At 35.6% G+C, this 18,552-nt stretch carries 9 protein-coding genes; all 9 read left to right on the top strand.

Annotated features, from left to right (window positions below; genetic code table 11):
* Positions 1-52 precede the first annotated feature (52 nt).
* The 9 genes from RC62_RS10875 to RC62_RS10835 all read left to right on the top strand — a co-directional run bounded on the left by RC62_RS10875 (position 53) and on the right by RC62_RS10835 (position 18,542).
* Complete coding sequence (locus tag RC62_RS10875) at positions 53-3,214, top strand: DUF6298 domain-containing protein (RefSeq protein WP_055095247.1); 3,162 nt, start codon at positions 53-55, stop codon at positions 3,212-3,214.
* 132 nt (positions 3,215-3,346) lie between these two features.
* Complete coding sequence (locus RC62_RS10870) at positions 3,347-4,741, top strand: glycoside hydrolase family 140 protein (protein WP_055095246.1); 1,395 nt, start codon at positions 3,347-3,349, stop codon at positions 4,739-4,741.
* Between the two features lie 172 nt (positions 4,742-4,913).
* Positions 4,914-6,482, top strand: coding sequence for a glycoside hydrolase family 28 protein (locus tag RC62_RS10865; RefSeq protein ID WP_055095245.1), 1,569 nt, complete (start codon positions 4,914-4,916; stop codon positions 6,480-6,482).
* A gap of 65 nt (positions 6,483-6,547) precedes the next feature.
* Positions 6,548-7,468: a glycoside hydrolase family 43 protein gene (locus tag RC62_RS10860; RefSeq protein WP_055095244.1), complete on the top strand. Its 921-nt coding sequence runs from the start codon at positions 6,548-6,550 to the stop codon at positions 7,466-7,468.
* A gap of 187 nt (positions 7,469-7,655) precedes the next feature.
* Positions 7,656-9,521 (top strand): exo-alpha-sialidase, encoded by a 1,866-nt coding sequence (locus RC62_RS10855; RefSeq protein WP_055095243.1) that lies wholly within the window; start codon positions 7,656-7,658, stop codon positions 9,519-9,521.
* Positions 9,522-9,681: 160 nt separating this feature from the next.
* The gene (locus RC62_RS10850) at positions 9,682-12,432 is read left to right on the top strand and encodes a glycoside hydrolase family 78 protein (RefSeq protein ID WP_055095242.1); all 2,751 of its coding nucleotides are present in this window, start codon (positions 9,682-9,684) and stop codon (positions 12,430-12,432) included.
* A gap of 299 nt (positions 12,433-12,731) precedes the next feature.
* Positions 12,732-14,153, top strand: coding sequence for an alpha/beta hydrolase family protein (locus RC62_RS10845; protein WP_245176814.1), 1,422 nt, complete (start codon positions 12,732-12,734; stop codon positions 14,151-14,153).
* A 183-nt stretch (positions 14,154-14,336) separates the two neighbouring features.
* On the top strand, positions 14,337-16,802 hold the full coding sequence (locus tag RC62_RS10840; protein WP_082421273.1) for a glycosyl hydrolase family 95 catalytic domain-containing protein: 2,466 nt from the start codon (positions 14,337-14,339) through the stop codon (positions 16,800-16,802).
* Between the two features lie 171 nt (positions 16,803-16,973).
* Positions 16,974-18,542, top strand: coding sequence for an MGH1-like glycoside hydrolase domain-containing protein (locus tag RC62_RS10835; protein ID WP_055095240.1), 1,569 nt, complete (start codon positions 16,974-16,976; stop codon positions 18,540-18,542).
* Positions 18,543-18,552: the final 10 nt, after the last annotated feature.

Below are 18,552 nucleotides of genomic sequence, written 5' to 3'. Positions count from 1 at the left end.
TATTCTGTACTCTATTTTCTATATTCTAAAATTTGAAAAAGCTAAAAGTAAAATGAATTTTACTCAACTAAAAAATATAATTTCTCTTCAAAAAGATAAAATAATTTTGTCTGCTTTTGCGATGCTTTTAAGTATTAATACAGGAACAGCACAAAATAATTTCCCGGATATTATCAAAACAAAAGAAGGGAAACTTTCTTTTACGGCTGATAATTTAGGAAACCAAATTCCTGATTTTTCTTTTGCAGGATATATGAATTCTGAAAAAGCAATTCCGAATCCGGAAAATAAAATTTTTGTTCCAAAACAAGAACAAGATGCCACTCAAAAAATACAGAATGCGATTGATTATGTAAGTAATCTTAAGCCTGATAAATCTGGTTTTCGCGGAGCAGTACTTTTAGACAAAGGGATTTTTAAAATCAGCGGAACTTTATATATTAAAAAATCAGGCGTTGTTTTAAGAGGAAGCGGAAATACAGAAACCGGAACAATTCTTTTGGGAACAGGATTAGAACGAGAAGCTCTGGTACGAATTTTAGGTCTTGATGATAAAGTTTATAAAGATACATTTGAATTCAATACGGCTTATACACCACTTGGAACTCAGAAAATTCAATTAAAAAATACGTCTAAATTAAAAGTTTCTGATGAAATAGAAATCAGTAAACCTTTGACAGACAATTTTATCAAAGAATTAAACATGCAGGATTTTGGAGGAGAAACCTCCTGGATTGGCTGGAAAAAAGGAGATTGGGATATGACCTGGAATAGAGTTGTAACTCAAATAAGCGGAAATGAAGTTACTTTAAATGCACCCTTAACGATGTCTCTTGATGATGTTTTTGGAACTTCAAAAGTAACTGTATATTCCTGGTTAGGAAGAATTGAGCAAATAGGAATCGAAAATATTTTGATAAAATCAACTTATAATGCATCAAATTTAAAAGATGAACAGCATCGCTGGCAAGCTATAAGTATTGAAAATGCCCGAAATGCCTGGGTTAAACAAGTTAATTTTAAACATTTTGCAGGCGGGGCAGTTACAGTTCTAAAAACTTCGCAGCAAATTACCGTTGAAGATTGTATCGCAACAGAACCCGTTTCTGAAATTGCCTCTTTTAGAAGACATACTTTTTATACAGAAGGACAGCAAACTCTTTTTCAGCGCTGTTATTCAGAGTTTGGTTATCATGACTTTGCTGTTGGAGGTTTTGGAACCACAGGACCAAATGTGTTTGTACAATGCGAATCGCATTTGCCTTTTGAAAATAGCGGAGCAATTGGAAGTTGGGCAACAGGAGTTTTATTTGATATTGCCAACATCGACGGAAAAGCGTTAAGCTACAATAACAGAGAACAAAACGGAAGAGGTGCAGGATGGACTGCTGCAAACAGTGTAATTTGGGAGTCATCAGCATCAAAAATAGAATGTTACAGTCCGCAAACTGCGCAAAACTGGGCGTTTGGAGTTTGGGGACAATTTGCAGGAAACGGACATTGGAAAGATGTAAATGGGCACATTAACCCAAGAAGTTTATTTTATGCACAATTAGAAAACAGGTTAGGAAAACTTCCTGTTCAACCGTTTATTTACGATTTAGGTTCTGAACCTTCTTCAAGTCCAAGTATTGAAGTTGCAGCAGAATTGACTAAAAATTCAGTTACAACCGCAAAAAGTTTACCGGAATGGATTGCAGAAGTTTCACAATCAAACCCAATAAACACGAATAGTTCAGGGCTTAAAAATGCCAATGATTTAAAGATTAGTGATCAGAATAAATCGAGTGTAAATACTTCGAAAGTAAAGATCGAAAACGGATTATTAACTTTTGAAGGAAAACTAATCGCCGGAAAAGAAACCAATGTCGCATGGTGGCGCGGAAGCCTTTTAGACAACGACGTTAAAAAATCAACTCCTCATATTACACGATTTGTTCCCGGAAGAACCGGAGTAGGACTCACGGATAAAATAGAGGAAACAGTAGATTATTTAACTGCAAATAATATAGTTGCCCTTGAGCATAATTATGGTTTGTGGTACGACCGCAGAATGGATGATCATGAACGTGTTCGCCGTATCGATGATGATGTTTGGCCGCCGTTTTACGAACAGCCTTTTGCCAGAAGCGGAAAAGATTTGGCATGGGACCATTTAAGCAAATACGATTTAACAAAATACAACGATTGGTATTGGAACCGTCTGGCTCGTTTTGCTGAGCTGGCAGAACCAAACGGACAATTATTGATCAATCAGCAATATTTTCAGCATAATATTTTAGAAGCCGGAGCACATTGGGCAAGTTCACCATGGCGTTCTGCAAATAATATAAACAATACAGGTTTCCCTGAACCGCCGCCTTATGCTGGAGATAAACGTATTTTTATGGCAGAGCAGTTTTATGATATTACAAATGTAGAAAGAAGAAAATTACACCAAAGTTTCATTAGAAAATCGCTGGAGAATTTTCAGGAAAACAGCAATGTAATTCAGTTAACAAGTGCTGAATATACAGGTCCGCTTCATTTTATGGAATTCTGGCTTGATGAAGCCCAAAAATGGAAAGACGAAAACCATAAAAACGGAATCATAGGCTTAAGTGCTACAAAAGATGTTCAGGATGCTATTTTAAACGATGCCAAAAGAATTAAAACTGTTGACTTAATAGACATTCGTTACTGGTATTATAAAGAAGACGGAACTGCTTATGCACCGCAAGGCGGAGTAAATCTGGCTCCAAGACAACACGCCAGAAAACTAAAAACAGGAAAAGAAACTGACGATCAGGTGTATCGTGCCGTTAGGGAATATCGCGAAAAATATCCTGAAAAAGTAATTTTATATTCAACAGACGGGTCTTCAAGATTTGGATGGCCAGCGTTGATGGCAGGAGCTTCTTTACCAAATATTCCAAAAGTTGAACTTCCTGTATTTTATTCCGCTTTAAGCGAAATGAAACTGGTTAGCGGCAATACGTTTTCAGATAATCTTTGGAAACTGGAAAATAAAGGAAAAAGCTATCTTTTTTATACTAAAAAAGCACAGGAAATTTCAATTGATCTTTCTAATATCAAAGGAACTTTCGAAGTATATGAAATTAGCACATCAACAGGAATTTTAACGAAGAAAGCAAATATTGGCGGAGGAAAACAAATAACAATTCCACAAGCTGAAATAAAAGAAAAAGTACTTTTTATAGTGAAAAAAAATTAGCCCGCAGATGACACAAATTAAACAGATTTGAACAGATGAAAAATTAAATCTGCTCAATCTGCAAGATCTGCGAGAGAAAAAATAACCCGTTAAACCCGTGGCCCATAAAAACATAATTCAAATAATAATAAAATGATTCATAAGCCAAAATATTACAATGTATTTTTTATAAGCCTTTTGCTATTATTAGCACAAATTGGATATTCACAATCTAAAAACCTGCCTCAGCTTAAAGTTTCAAAAAACCAGCATTATTTCGTAACCGGAGATGAAAAGCCATTTTTTTGGTTAGGAGATACAGGCTGGCTGACATTTGGAAAATTAGACAGAGCTGGCGTAGATAAATATTTTAAAGACAGAAAAGATAAAGGATTCAACGTCGTTCAGGTTATGGTTTTACATACCTTGAATGTGACCAATGTTTATGGTGATATGGCCTTGATTAGTGAAGATGTTTCTAAACCATTGATTACAGCAGGAAATAATTTTAAGAATCCGCAAGAATATGATTATTGGGACCACGTAGATTATACTTTAGATGTGGCACAGAAAAACGGAATCTACGTTGCAATGGTTCCGGTTTGGGGAACAAACGTTTCAAAAGGCAATAAAGTAAGTAAAGAACAAGCAACAGAATATGCTAAGTTTTTAGCAAATCGATATAAAAACAGAACTAATATTATCTGGCTGAACGGAGGAGATACACATGGAAACGAATTCATGGACATCTGGAATGCTATAGGAAGTACCTTAAAAACAAATAATCCGGATCAATTAGTAACATTTCATCCTTTTGGAAGAACAGATTCCTCTGAGAATTATCACAATGCAGCGTGGCTTGATTTTAATATGTTTCAGTCCGGTCACAGAAGATACGATCAGGATACTTTAAAAAATTCGTTTAAAGAAGACAATTACAAATTTGTTCAGAGAGATTTAACTTTAAAACCTACAAAACCAACACTTGACGGAGAGCCATCATACGAAGGAATCCCGCATGGCTTACACGATACTTTACAACCAAAATGGACAGATAACGATGTAAGACGTTACGGATATTGGTCTGTTTTTGCAGGAGCAGCAGGATATACTTACGGACATAATGCCGTAATGCAAATGTTTAGAAAAGGCGATAAACCGGCTTACGGAAATAAAGAATTATGGACAAATGCAATTAATGCATCAGGAGCAAAACAAATGGTGTATATTAAAAAACTATTGTTGGATTTTCCTTATTTAGAGAGAGTTCCGGATCAATCTTTAATTGCCAATCAAGGAGAAAAATACGATTATCTAATCGCTACAAGAGCCAATAATTATGCACTAATTTACACCTATACTGGTAGAAAAATTGCTGTAAACATGGCAAAAATTTCCGGTGACAATGTAACCGCAAGCTGGTACAATCCAAGAAACGGAAAAGAGACAAAAATTGGAATAATTGAAAATAAAGGTACTAAAGAATTTCAGCCATCAGGAGATAAAAAAGATGGAAATGACTGGGTTTTAATTTTAAGGTCGAAGTAATAAACAACGAAAGAACTTACAGGTTTTTAAAACTATAAGGTCTAATCGCAATCTTGTCATTCCGAGGAACGAGGAATCGCACTAGAAACTCCGCAAACTGAATCGCCAATCTTTGTCGAGTTTCTAGTGTGATCCTTCCTCCGTCAGGATGACAAAATAAAAAACAACAACAATGAAAAACATCATAATCATACTCTGTTTCATAACAGGATTCAACACCGCTTTCGCAAATGATGGCTGGCTGAATATCTTAAACGAAGGAGGAAATAACAAAGGAATAAAATGTACCGAAGCTATCCAGAATGCGATAGAAAAAGCTTCTAAAAATGGTGGAGGAACGATTTTTTTTCCTGCCGGAGAATATCTAACAGGAGCTTTAAAACTAAAAAGCAACATTACGATTCATTTAGATTCAGGGGCATTATTAAAATTTTCAGACAACTTTGATGATTATTTGCCTTATGTAGAAATGCGTTATGAAGGATTGGTAATGAAATCTTTTTCACCATTATTTTATGCAAAAGATGCTGAGAATATTACCATAAAAGGAAGAGGTGTAATCGACGGACAAGGAAAAGCATGGTGGAATGAAGTATACCGAATCGAAACCGCAAAAGGACCAATTCCGCTAACGAAATATCAAAAAATGTGGGACGAACAAAATCAGGGAATCATATATTCTGATTATTATAAAAGAACGATTGATAAAAAGTTTTTCAGACCTTCTTTTTTTCAGGCATATGGTTGTAAAAATATTTTGATCGAAGGTGTTACTTTTCAAAACTCTCCATTCTGGACCATTAATCCTGAGTTTTGTGATAATGTTACTATAACAGGAATCACAATTTTTAATCCGCATTCACCAAACACAGACGGAATTAATCCTTCGTCATGTAAAAATGTTCACATTTCTAATTGTCATATTAGTGTTGGCGATGATTGTATTACAATCAAATCCGGCAGAGATGAAGACGGTCGTAAATATGCAAGACCAACAGAGAATGTCACAATTACCAATTGTACAATGTTAAGCGGTCATGGCGGAGTTGTAATTGGAAGTGAAATGTCTGGCGGAATCAAAAAAGTGACCATTTCAAACTGTGTTTTTGACGGAACAGATCGCGGAATCCGTATAAAAGCAGCTCGCGGTCGTGGCGGTGTGGTAGAAGATATTCGTGTGGATAATATTGTAATGAAAAACATTAAGGAAGAAGCAATTGTATTGAGTCTTTTTTATGATAAAGACACCAAAGTAGAACCCGTAACTGAAAAAACCCCTGTTTTCAGAAATATTCATATGAGTAATATTACGGGTTCGAATGTTAACAAAGCAGGACAAATTCTGGGAATCACAGAAATGCCAATTCAAAACATTACTTTCTCTAATATCAATATGGATGGTAAAGAAGGTTTTACTGTAAACACAGCAACAGATGTTGAATTTCATGATGTAAAAGTAAATGCCTCAATAGGTTCTTCTTTTAAAATATCAGATTCTAAAAATATTATTTTAGACAATATAGGTTCTTCAACACCGGTAAAAGGAATTCCGGTAATTAAGTTGGAGAACGTTTCGAATATGATGATTAATAATAACTTTCCGTTTAATGCGACTGATATTTTTATCGAAGCCGATGGAAAAGAAACAAAGAATATTTTTCTGAAAAATAATGTTTTTAACAACGTAACAACAACAGTTAAAAAAGGAAAAGATCTGGATAAAAAAGCCATTACAGAATAAAAAACGGATGTGACATCTTTGTCAAACTTTAAAACTTTGACCAAAAAGACTAAACGGAATTCAATATGAAAAAAATATTCATCATCATAGCACTTTTTGTTTTTGCGATTAATTATTCGCAGAAAAAGAAAGAGATTTACCTTTTTACGTCGTTTAGAGAACCTGCGACCGAAGGTTTGTATCTGGCCTATAGCGAAGACGGTTATAACTGGAAAGGGCTTGAAGGATCATTTTTGAAACCTGAAATTGGCGCTAGCAAAATCATGCGCGATCCCTCTATTGCAAAAGGCGAAGACAATACCTATCACATGGTTTGGACAACAGATTGGAAGGGTGGAAACGGTTTTGGATATGCGAGTTCTAAAGATTTGATGCATTGGTCAAAACAAGAATATATTCCCGTTATGAAAAACGAACCCGATGTTGTAAATGTTTGGGCCCCGGAAATTTTTTATGACGATGTAAAAAAAGAATACATTATTATCTGGGCTTCAACAATTCCGTTTCGATTTGAAAAAGGAGTAGAAGAAGAGAAAAATAATCACAGAATGTATTATGTAACTACAAAAGATTTTAAAACATTCTCTGAAGCCAAATTATATTATGAACCGGGTTTCAGCGTCATAGATTGTGTGATTGTAAAAAAAGGCAAGAAAGATTATGTTTTGGTTTTAAAGGATAATACAAGACCCATGCGCAACATAAAAGTAGCTTTTGGCAAATCACCTTTAGGACCATTCAATAAAAGTTCAGAGCCATTGACAGAATATTTATCAGAAGGACCAACGGTGGTAAAAGTGGGCAAAAATTGGCTGTTGTATTATGACAATTACGGTTCAAAAAATTACAAAGCTTTAAGCACATCAGATTTTGTACATTTTGAGGATGTTTCCTCAAAAATAAGTCTTCCGGAAGGACACAAACACGGAACGATCACTACAATATCAGAAGAGGTTTTAAAAGGATTAATAAAAAGAAACAAATAAAAAATCTGCCTAATCTGCTAGATCTGCGAGAGTATTTTTTTTTCAAGCAGATTTAAATTGATTAAAACAGATATAACACATTTTAATTTTAGTTTGTATCAAATAGAAGGAGATTAGTTTTTTTAAAATTATCTGCGTCCATCAGCTAAAATCTTTTTAAATCTGCGTGAAACAAAAAATAAAAACAATGATTACTTTACAAAACATAAAAACCAATATCATAACCACAACAGCAATTCTATTGACTTGTAGTGCTGTAAACGCACAGAATGATACCGTGCGTTATGTTGGTAAAACACTTTCAAATGTCGATTATCATCATGGTCAGTTAAGTCCGGCAGTTGGTGTTCATGCAACACAAATTATGCGTGCAAGTCGTGAACATCCTGAAAAAGCAGATGGTTTTGGCTGGACATACAACCACCAACCCACAATGGCGTATTTTAATGATACTTTTTATCTTCAATACCTGAGTGATCCTGCAGGAGAACATATTCCGCCAAGTCAAACATTGATTATGACTTCAAAAGATGGTGTGACATGGAAAATGCCAAAAGTAATTTTTCCTATTTATCACATTCCTGACGGATGGAAGAAAGAAGGTGTAGAAGGTGTTGCCAAAAATCTGGATGCGATTATGCACCAAAGAATGGGATTTTATACTTCAAAAGACAAACGATTATTTGCTTTGGCGTATTACGGAATTGCGATGGATGAAAAAGACGATCCAAATGACGGAAAAGGAATTGGGCGTGTGATTCGTGAAATAAAAAAAGACGGAAGCTTTGGTGAAATTTATTTTATCAGATACAATAAAACATGGGACAAATCAAAGTCGGTTTTTCCTTTTTATACGCAGGCAAAAGACAAAGGATTAAAAAAAGCATGCGAAGAAATCCTTTCAGATCCGTTGGTATTACAACAATGGGTTGAAGAAGCTGATCGCGATGATGAATTAATTCCGCTTAAAAAGCCCTATAAAGCATTAAGTTCTTATCATTTACCAAACGGAGACGTAGTAGGTTTATGGAAACATGCTTTAACATCGATAAGCAAAGATGGCGGAAAATCATGGCAATATATGCCGGTTCGTGCTCCCGGTTTTGTAAATAGTAACGCAAAAATCTGGGGACAAAAAACATCTGATAACCGATATGCAACCGTTTATAATCCGTCAGAATATCGTTGGCCTTTGGCTATTTCAACAAGTGATGATGGATTGAATTACAAAGACTTGCTATTAGTTCACGGTGAAATTAGTCCAATGCGTTATGGTGGAAATTACAAATCTGCCGGACCACAATATGTGCGCGGAATTTCAGAAGGTGACGGAATACCTCCTGATGGAAAACTTTGGGTAAGCTACAGTGTAAACAAAGAAGATATTTGGGTCGCATCGATTCCTGTTCCCGTTGTAAGTACCGTTAGTGAAGATGTAAATGATATTTTTAATAATCTGCCTGACGAACAAGAATTAAAATTATGGAATACATATGATTTGTCCTGGGCTTCTACCAAAATAGAAAAGAAAAATGACGGTAAAAAATGGCTGACTTTAAGGGATCAGGATTATTTTGATTATTCACGTGCAGAACGTGTTGTTCCGTTTGCAGAAAAAATGGAAGTTACTTTTACCGTTAAACCGGAACAAAACAATCACGGTTTATTACAGGTTGAATTTCAAAATAAACAAGGATTACCGGCTGTCAGACTAACTTTTGACTCAGACGGACAATTAAAAACAAAGACTGGCGCCCGTTCTAATACTATTGCAAAATACGAAGCCGGAAAAGAATATAAAGTAACATTGAAATTAAACGTTAAAACACGTTCGTACACCATAAAAGTAAATGACGAAAAAGAATCAACCAGGATATTTTATGCTCCCGTAGATGGTTTTGAGCGAATTATGTTCCGTACAGGCGAACAAAGATATTCGCCAAATCCGGATACGGCGCCGGACACAGATGATTATGACGATCTGCCTCAAACCGGAAAATTAATCCCGGAAGCGGTATTTAATATTCAGTCGTTGATTACTAAAAAGCTATAAAAATAGAGCACAGATGACGCGGATTCGCTAAAGCGAAGACGCAGATTTACACGGGTTTTTAAATACTTAATTCAACAGAGTGAAGAAAAAAAATCTGTTTTTATCCGCGTCTTTACGAAGTAAATCCGTGTCATCCGCGTTCCAATTTCAACATAAAGAAATGAAAAATTTAAAAAACATATTATTCCTAATCTGTCTTCTGGCAACTTTCATTTCGAATGGACAAATTTCTGCTACGCATTTAACGACAGAAATGACCAAAAATCCGTTGGCAGTTGTTCAGAATCAACCCAGATTAAGCTGGCAGTTAATTTCTAAAGAAAATAACATTTCCCAAACCGCATATCAAATTTTAATAGCATCATCTGAAGAAAAACTAAAGAAAAACGAAGCGGATATCTGGGATAGTAAAAAAGTAAAGTCTGATAAAAATCTACAAATTATTTTCGGCGGAAGCCCACTAAAAACAGAAACCAAATACTTCTGGAAAGTAAAAATATGGGATCAAAAAAATAAAGTTTCTAAGTGGAGTAATGTGGCTTTTTTTAGAATTGCACCTTTAGAATCTGCTTTAAACCCAATCTGGATTGGAGCGATTACAAAAGCGAATAGCCATTTGCCTGAAGGAAGAAATTACCATACAGCAACTTTCAAAAAAGAGAAAAAAGAAGCCTTAATTAATGCGTCAGATTCATTGTCCCGAAGAAGTATTATGCTTCGAAAACCTTTTACAATTACAAAAGAAATCAAGGAAGCCGTAGTTTATATTTCAGGATTAGGACATTATGAATTAACGATTAACGGCAATAAAACAGGAAACAGTGAATTTGCGCCTCTATGGACAGATTATGATAAAACAGTTAATTATAATACCTACGAACTAAACGGTAAGGAATTACAAAAAGGTGAAAATGTAATTGGCGTACTTTTAGGAAACGGTATGTATAATACACTTGCAGAACGCTATTCAAAATTCTACGTAAGTTTTGGTCCGCCAACTTTATTTTTTAAGATGAAAGTCGTTTATAAAGACGGTTCTGAGGAGATTATAAAATCTGATGAAACCTGGAAATACACTAAAAGTCCTATTATATATAACAGCATTTTTGGCGGAGAAGATTATAATGCCAATTTAGAACAAAAAGGGTGGAACAAACCTGGCTTTAATGATTCGGCTTGGCCGAAGATTGTTATTCAGGAAGCGCCAAAAGGAACTCTGAAAGCTCAGACTGCGCCACCAATTACAATTCAGAAACAATATAATGTTGCTTCTGCAAAAGAACTTAAACCTCATTTTTATGTTTTTAATATGGGGCAAAATCTTTCGGGATTTACCACCATAAAAGTAAAAGGAAAGAAAGGCCAGACTGTTCGGGTTTGGGTTGGCGAAGGTTTAAATGATGACGGAACCATTGGTCAGGGAAGATCCGGAAAACCGTATTATTATGATTATACCTTAAAAGGAGAAGGTGTAGAAGAATGGCAGCCAAAATTTAGTTATTATGGTTTTCAATATGTTCAGATCGAGAATATTAATTATAAAGAAACGAAAGACGAAAACCTGCCAACATTGGTAGATTTAAAATCTAATTTCATTTATAATTCTGCAGGAGAAGCAGGAACTTTTACATCTTCTAATGAAATTTTCAACAGAACACACGAACTGATTAACAACGCTATAAAAAGTAATTTTCAGAGTGTTTTTACCGATTGTCCACAACGTGAAAAATTAGGCTGGTTAGAAGAAATTCATCTAAACGGTCCCGGATTAATGTTCAATTATAATTTGGAAAGTTTTATTCCTGCAGTAATGCAAAATATCTCTGATTCGCAAAGAGAAAATGGTCTGATTCCTACAATAGTTCCTGAGTATGTGGTTTTTGGCGGTGATTTTACAGATTCTCCTGAATGGGGCGTAACGGGCGTTATTTTGCCATGGATGTATTATGAATATTATGGAGATGCTTCATTAATCGAAAAATATTATCCGGTGATGAAAAAATATGTGGATTATTTAGGCACAAAAGCAACAAATCATATCGTTTCACACGGATTGGGCGATTGGTATGATTATGGAACACATGCAGCGGGATATTCTAAAAATAGTCCAATTGCACTTTCAGCAACTTCTCATTATTTTTATGGAGCGAATTTGGTAGCAAAAGCAGCAAAGTTGTTGAACAAAACAGCTGATATCTCTAAATATGAAACCCTGACTTCAGATATAAAAAATGCTTTTAATAAGGAATTTTTTAATTCGGAAACCAAACAATATGGTACTGGCAGTCAGTTTAGTAATGCTGTTCCGGTTTTTATGGATATTGTAGAACCGCAATATAAAGCTGCGGTTATGGATAATTTACTGAAAGATATAAAAGCAAAAGGAGACAGATTAAGCACAGGCGATGTAGGGAATCGTTATTTATTTCAGGCATTGGCGCGAAATGGCGAAAACGAAATGATGTATAAAATGAACAACCATTATGATGCTCCGGGTTATGGTTTTCAGATAAAATTTGGCCTGACGACTTTAACGGAACAATGGGATCCCAGAAAAGGAAACTCATGGAATCATTTTATGATGGGACAAATTGAAGAATGGTTTTACCAAAGTTTAGCCGGAATTGTCCCTGACGATCAAAATCCGGGATTCAGGCATTTTTATATTCAGCCGGAAATTGTGGGCGATATGACTTTTGTAAAAGCAACGTATCAATCTATTTACGGAAAAATCGTTTCTGAATGGGAAAAGAAAGATGGAAAATTAATCTTAAAAGTAGAAATTCCCGCGAATACATCAGCAACAATAAAATTACCAATTGCTAAAGATTCAGAAATAAAAGTGAATGGAAAAATAACACAAAATTTAATATTAGGATCAGGAAAATATACAATAGAATGTAAAATATAGAACGCGGATGATACGGATTCGCTAAAGCGAAGACGCGGATCAAAACGGATTTTTAAATTAATATAAAATTGAATAGGCTCCAGCTTTAGCTGGAGATTTAAAAGTATAAAAGTCACAAGGCTTTAGCCAAATATTAATTTCGGCTAAAGTCTAATTATAAAGTCAAATTATTTTTCCTTCAGCTTTAGCTGGATGCAATTCAAAAAATAAAAACAAATTAAAAATCCATTTTTATCCGCGTTTTTACGAAGTAAATCCGCGTCATCAGCGTTCAATTTTAGTTTATACATTTAAAAATTATGAAAATAAAAAACATACTTACAATAGTAATCTCACTTTTTGCATTGACAATTTCAAATGCACAAATAACTTCTGACGAAAATTTCAGAAAACCCGTTTCAGAAACCTTAAAAAAGATCGAAACAGCTTTTCATGTTACGATCAATGACGACAGAGGTTTATTGAAAGGAAAAGAACTGGATTATGCCGATTGGAGAATTGAACCGGGAAATCTGGCCATTTCGTTAACGAATATCCTGGCGCCGTTTGAGCTGATGTATTTTAAACAGCCTGATGGAACTTATATCATTAGAAAATATGAAAATCATAAAGTTTCTGTTGATAAAGGAAAAGAACGTTTACAATATTTAACGACTTTATATTCGAATACAGCAGAATGGGAAGCACGTAAAAAAGAAATTAAAGCGTGTATGATAACGTCTTTTGGTTTAGAGAAAGCACCGCCAATGCCAAAATCGAAACCTATTTTAACGCCAAAAAGAATCTACAAAGATTACAGTATTGAAAATATAGGTTTAGAAATTTTACCTGGAGTTTATGCTACGGGATCGATTTACAAACCTTATCCTTTAAACAAAAAAGCGCCAATAATCTTAACACCGGACGGACATTTTGGCGACGGAAGATATAGAAAAGACGAACAATATCGTTGTGCTATTATGGCAAAAATGGGTGCAATCGTTGTCAGTTATGATTTGTTTGCGTGGGGAGAATCGTTGCTGCAGTTTCCGGAAGAAACACACAGAAACAGTATTGCTTCGACAGTTCAGGTTTTAAGCGGAATTCGATTATTGGATTATTTGGCAACGACTAAATATGCCGATATTTCGAGAGTTGGCGTTACCGGAGGTTCCGGCGGCGGATCTCACACTATGTTTTTGGCAGCTTTGGATGATAGAATCACGGTTTCGGCTCCGGTTGTAATGGTTTCATCTCATTTCTCTGGCGGTTGTCCGTGCGAAAGCGGGCGCGGAATTCACCTTTGCGGAAACGGAACCAATAATGCGGAAATCTCTGCTATGATGGCGCCAAAACCGCAATTGATTGTCTCAGACGGAAAAGACTGGACATTAGCAGTTCCGGAATTAGAATTTCCTTTTATCCAGAGAACTTATGAATTGTACGGAAAAAAAGATTTAGTCGAAAACGCTCATTTTGCTAAAGAAGGTCATGATTTTGGAGTTTCAAAACGTATGGCATTGTATCCATTTATGGCAAAATATTTAGGTTTGGATTTGAATAAAGTTAAGAACGAAAAGGGCGAAATAGACGAATCGACTTGTGTAATAGAACCTTACGATAAATTATATGTCTTTGGGAATAAAGCTGAAAATTTGCCTAAAAATGCATTGAAAGACATCAACAAACTATATGAAATGTTTGGAGAGAAGAATAATAAGATTTATGAGGTTAAGAAGTAAAAAAAGTTTGCCACTAATTTCACTAATTAGCACGAATTGATTTTTTTATCTCCATAATCTCCTAAATCTGCGAGAGTAATTTTTTCACGCAGATTTGACACATTTTTAAAGATTGAGAAAATAAATTTGAAAATTAAGGCAAAGATAAATTAGAGTAATTCGTGGCGAAAAAAAAATATAAGCATGAGATTAAAAATTAAAATTACGGCGATTTGTGTTGGACTTTTTTCGTTTGCAGCAATAGCGCAAACTAACAACAAATTAAAACTCTGGTACGATAAACCTGCTGCAATCTGGAACGAAGCTTTGCCTTTAGGTAACGGACGTTTAGGTGCAATGGTTTTTGGGGATCCGGCGGTGGAGCGTTTGCAATTGAACGAAGAAACAATTTGGGCAGGTTCTCCAAATAGTAATGCGCACAACAAATCCATAAAAGCTTTACCCATTGTTCGACAATTAGTTTTTGACGGAAAGTTTGATGAAGCGCAGGAATTGGCTACGCAGGATATCATGTCGCAAACCAATGACGGAATGCCGTATCAAACTTTTGGAAGTGTTTATATCTCATTTCCCGGACATCAAAAATACTCGAACTATTACCGAGATTTAGATGTTGAAAACGCAACAGCAAAAGTAAAATATACCGTTAATGGTATAGAATTTACAAGAGAAATTTTAACCTCATTTTCAGATCAGGTTATCGTAGTAAAACTTTCTGCAAATCAGCCAGGACAAATAACTTGTAATGTTTTTATGAATAGCCCGCTTGATAAAACCGTTTCAGGTACCGAAGGTGATCAAATTTTGCTTTCGGGAATTGGAAGTACTTTTGAAGGAGTAAAAGGAAAAGTCAAATTTCAGGGAAGATTAACCGCAAAAAATAAAGGTGGAGAAGTGTCGGCAAGTAACGGAATCATCAGCATTGATAAAGCTGATGAAGTAACACTTTATATTTCGATTGCAACCAACTTCAAAAATTACAAGGATATTACAGAAGATGAAATTGCAAAAAGTAAAGGATATTTGGCTAAAGCCGAAACAAAAGATTTTGCCACTATCAAGAAAGATCATATTGCTTATTATCAGAAGTTCTTCAATAGGGTTTCTTTTGATTTAGGAACCAATGAAGCGGCTGGAAAACCAACAAACGAAAGAATCAGGGATTTCTCTAAACAATTCGATCCACAGTTGGCGAGTTTATATTTTCAGTTTGGTCGTTATCTTTTAATTTCAAGTTCACAACCAGGTGGTCAGCCTGCTAATTTACAAGGAATCTGGAACGACATGGTAACACCGCCGTGGGATAGTAAATATACCACAAACATAAATGCCGAGATGAATTACTGGCCTGCAGAAGTAACCAATCTTTCTGAAATGCATGAACCATTTATTCAAATGGCAAAAGAGTTAAGCGTTACCGGAGCCGAAACAGCAAAAATGATGTACAATGCAAATGGTTGGGTTTTGCATCATAATACTGATATCTGGCGTGTTACAGCACCGGTAGATTATGCCGCATCCGGAATGTGGCCTACAGGAGGCGCGTGGGTAAGTCAGGATTTATGGGAAAGATATTTATATACCGGTAATAAAAATTATTTAAAAGAGATTTATCCGGTGATAAAAGGCGCTGCTGATTTCTTTTTGGATTTTATGGTTATAGATCCTAATACAGGCTATCTGGTTGTAGTTCCTTCAAGTTCACCTGAAAATACACATGCCGGAGGAACCGGGAAAGCAACAATTGCTTCCGGAACAACGATGGATAATCAACTGGTTTTCGATCTTTTTACGAATGTAATTAAAGCTTCAAAAATTGTTTCGCCGGATGAAGCTTACAGTAAAAGAATAAGTGAAGCTTTAGCTAAAATGCCTCCCATGAAAGTGGGAAAACACAGTCAGTTACAGGAATGGCAGGACGATTGGGACAATCCTGAAGACAAACACAGACACGTTTCTCATTTGTATGGCTTGTTTCCAAGTATTCAGATTTCGCCAATAAAAAACCCTGAATTGTTTGAAGCAGCCAAGAACTCATTAAACTACAGAGGAGATGAATCTACGGGCTGGTCTATGGGGTGGAAAGTCAATTTATGGGCACGCTTGTTAGATGGTGACCATGCTTATAAATTATTACAAGACCAGTTGCATTTAGTTACCGCAGAACAAAGAAAAGGAGGCGGAACATATCCGAATATGCTTGATGCACACCAACCGTTTCAGATTGACGGAAATTTTGGATGCACCGCCGGAATTGCCGAAATGCTGATGCAAAGCCAGGAAGATGCAATTCATTTATTACCTGCTTTACCAAGTGTCTGGAAAGACGGAAGCATAAAAGGTCTGGTGGCAAGAGGAGGTTTTGTAATTGATATGAGCTGGAAAAACAATAAAATTTCTACTTTAAGAATTTATTCTAAACTGGGAGGAAACTGTCGATTGAAATTAGAAAACAGTTTAAAAGCGGATAAAGGAATTTCAATAAAAAAAGCAAAAGGAAAAAATACAAATTCGCTGTTTTATGATGTTGAAGTAAAGAAACCAATCATATCAGATAAAGCAAATTTGAAGAAAGTTGTGCTGCCAAAATATAATGAATATGATGTTGCAATGAAAGCAGGGCAGACGTATACTTTTTATGGGAATTAAGATCAATGCAATTAGACCTGTTAGGAGATGAAAACACAGATTGGCCTCTTGCGTGAGTGATGGAAGTGGAGCTCTTTTTTTGAGAGGCTTTTTCTGCCGGACAAAAAAAAGCGGGAACGTACAGCACGACCCGCAGGGACACGTCCAAAGAATTTTTAAAATAATTATAACATGTTACACCATTTTAAATACAAAATAATCGTTTTTATAATCTTGATTTCAACTTTAAACGTAAGTTGCAAATCAGGTTCAGGTCAATCAAATCAGGGGAAATCGGCTATTTTAAAGGAAAAAAACTTCAAGCATTATGTTGATTATTTCAATACGATGGAAGATGAGAATTTAAAATTTGCGATCCCGAATGATAGTGCATGGGCATGGATGGAAAAGAATATTCCGTTGTTTGAATGTCCGCAGCAGAATTTTGAGGAGATTTATTATTTCAGATGGTGGAGTGCGAGAAAACATATCAAAAAAACACCTCAGGGTTATGCGATTACGGAGTTTTTGGTAGACCGTTCTTATGCTGACAAATACAATATGATCAGTTGTGCTTTGGGACATCATATCAACGAGTTCAGATGGATTCACAATCCGGAATATATAGAGCAGGATGTTCATTTATGGTTTAGGGGAAATGACGGCAAGCCAATGAAAAAGCTCAGAACCTTTAGCAGTTGGACAGCGGACGCTTTGTACAATCGTTATCTGGTGAATAAAGATGATAAATTTTTATTGGATATGTATCCGGATCTCATTGCAGAATATGCAGCCTGGGAAGGCGATAGAAAACGAAAAGATGGGTTGTTCTGGCAGTTTGATGTAAAGGACGGAATGGAAGAATCGCTAAGCGGTGCAAGAAAATTTAGAAATGCGCGCCCAACAATTAACAGTTATATGTTTGGAAATGCAAAAGCTTTGGCTAATATCGCAAAAATAAAAGGCGATACAAGTCAGGAAAATTATTTTGAAGCAAAAGCTGATACTTTGCAAAAATTGGTAGAAACAAAATTATGGAACCCCAAAAGTGAATTCTTTGAAACGTTTACAGAAAAAGATACTTTAGCACAAGTTCGTGAAGCAATAGGTTTTATTCCGTGGTATTTTAATCTGCCTCAAAAAGACAAGGGTTTCGAAAAAGCGTGGGAACAAATTAAGGATGAAAAAGGTTTCTCGGCTCCGTTTGGGTTAACAACTGCTGAACGCAGAAGTCCGCGTTTTAGAACACACGGAACAGGAACTTGTGAATGGGATGGTGCAATTTGGCCATTTGCAAGTTCACAGACATTGACTGCATTGGCAAATGTGCTCAATAATTACGACCAGAATTTCGTTGCAAAAACAGATTATTTCAAACAAATGGATTTGTATGTGCAATCACAATATTACAGAGGAAAACCCTATTTGGGAGAATATCTGGATGAAACAACAGGATATTGGTTAATGGGCGACAGAGAACGAAGCCGTTATTATAATCATTCCACTTTTAATGATCTGATGATTACGGGATTAGTGGGTTTGAGACCAAGAGCTGATGAAAAGATTGAAGTAAACCCGCTGATTCCACAAGATAAATGGAATTGGTTTTGCTTGGATAACGTGTTGTATCACGGCAATATTATTGCGATTCTTTGGGATAAAACCGGAGAAAAATACCATAAAGGAAAAGGTTTCAGGATCTTTAAAAACGGAAAAGAAATTGCAGTTTCTGAGAAATTGGAGAGATTGGTTTCTGAGTAAAGATTGGGCG

The organism is Flavobacterium aquidurense, assembly GCF_001404985.1.
GTDB lineage: Bacteria > Bacteroidota > Bacteroidia > Flavobacteriales > Flavobacteriaceae > Flavobacterium > Flavobacterium aquidurense_B.
This window is presented reverse-complemented; position numbering and strand designations above follow the sequence as displayed.

Bases quoted from the DNA above. Each gene is read 5' to 3' on its own strand.
- RC62_RS10875 (WP_055095247.1), top strand. From the start codon at position 53: ATGAATTTTACTCAACTAAAAAATATAATTTCTCTTCAAAAAGATAAA.
- RC62_RS10870 (WP_055095246.1), top strand. From the start codon at position 3,347: ATGATTCATAAGCCAAAATATTACAATGTATTTTTTATAAGCCTTTTG.
- RC62_RS10865 (WP_055095245.1), top strand. From the start codon at position 4,914: ATGAAAAACATCATAATCATACTCTGTTTCATAACAGGATTCAACACC.
- RC62_RS10860 (WP_055095244.1), top strand. From the start codon at position 6,548: ATGAAAAAAATATTCATCATCATAGCACTTTTTGTTTTTGCGATTAAT.
- RC62_RS10855 (WP_055095243.1), top strand. From the start codon at position 7,656: ATGATTACTTTACAAAACATAAAAACCAATATCATAACCACAACAGCA.
- RC62_RS10850 (WP_055095242.1), top strand. From the start codon at position 9,682: ATGAAAAATTTAAAAAACATATTATTCCTAATCTGTCTTCTGGCAACT.
- RC62_RS10845 (WP_245176814.1), top strand. From the start codon at position 12,732: ATGAAAATAAAAAACATACTTACAATAGTAATCTCACTTTTTGCATTG.
- RC62_RS10840 (WP_082421273.1), top strand. From the start codon at position 14,337: ATGAGATTAAAAATTAAAATTACGGCGATTTGTGTTGGACTTTTTTCG.
- RC62_RS10835 (WP_055095240.1), top strand. From the start codon at position 16,974: ATGTTACACCATTTTAAATACAAAATAATCGTTTTTATAATCTTGATT.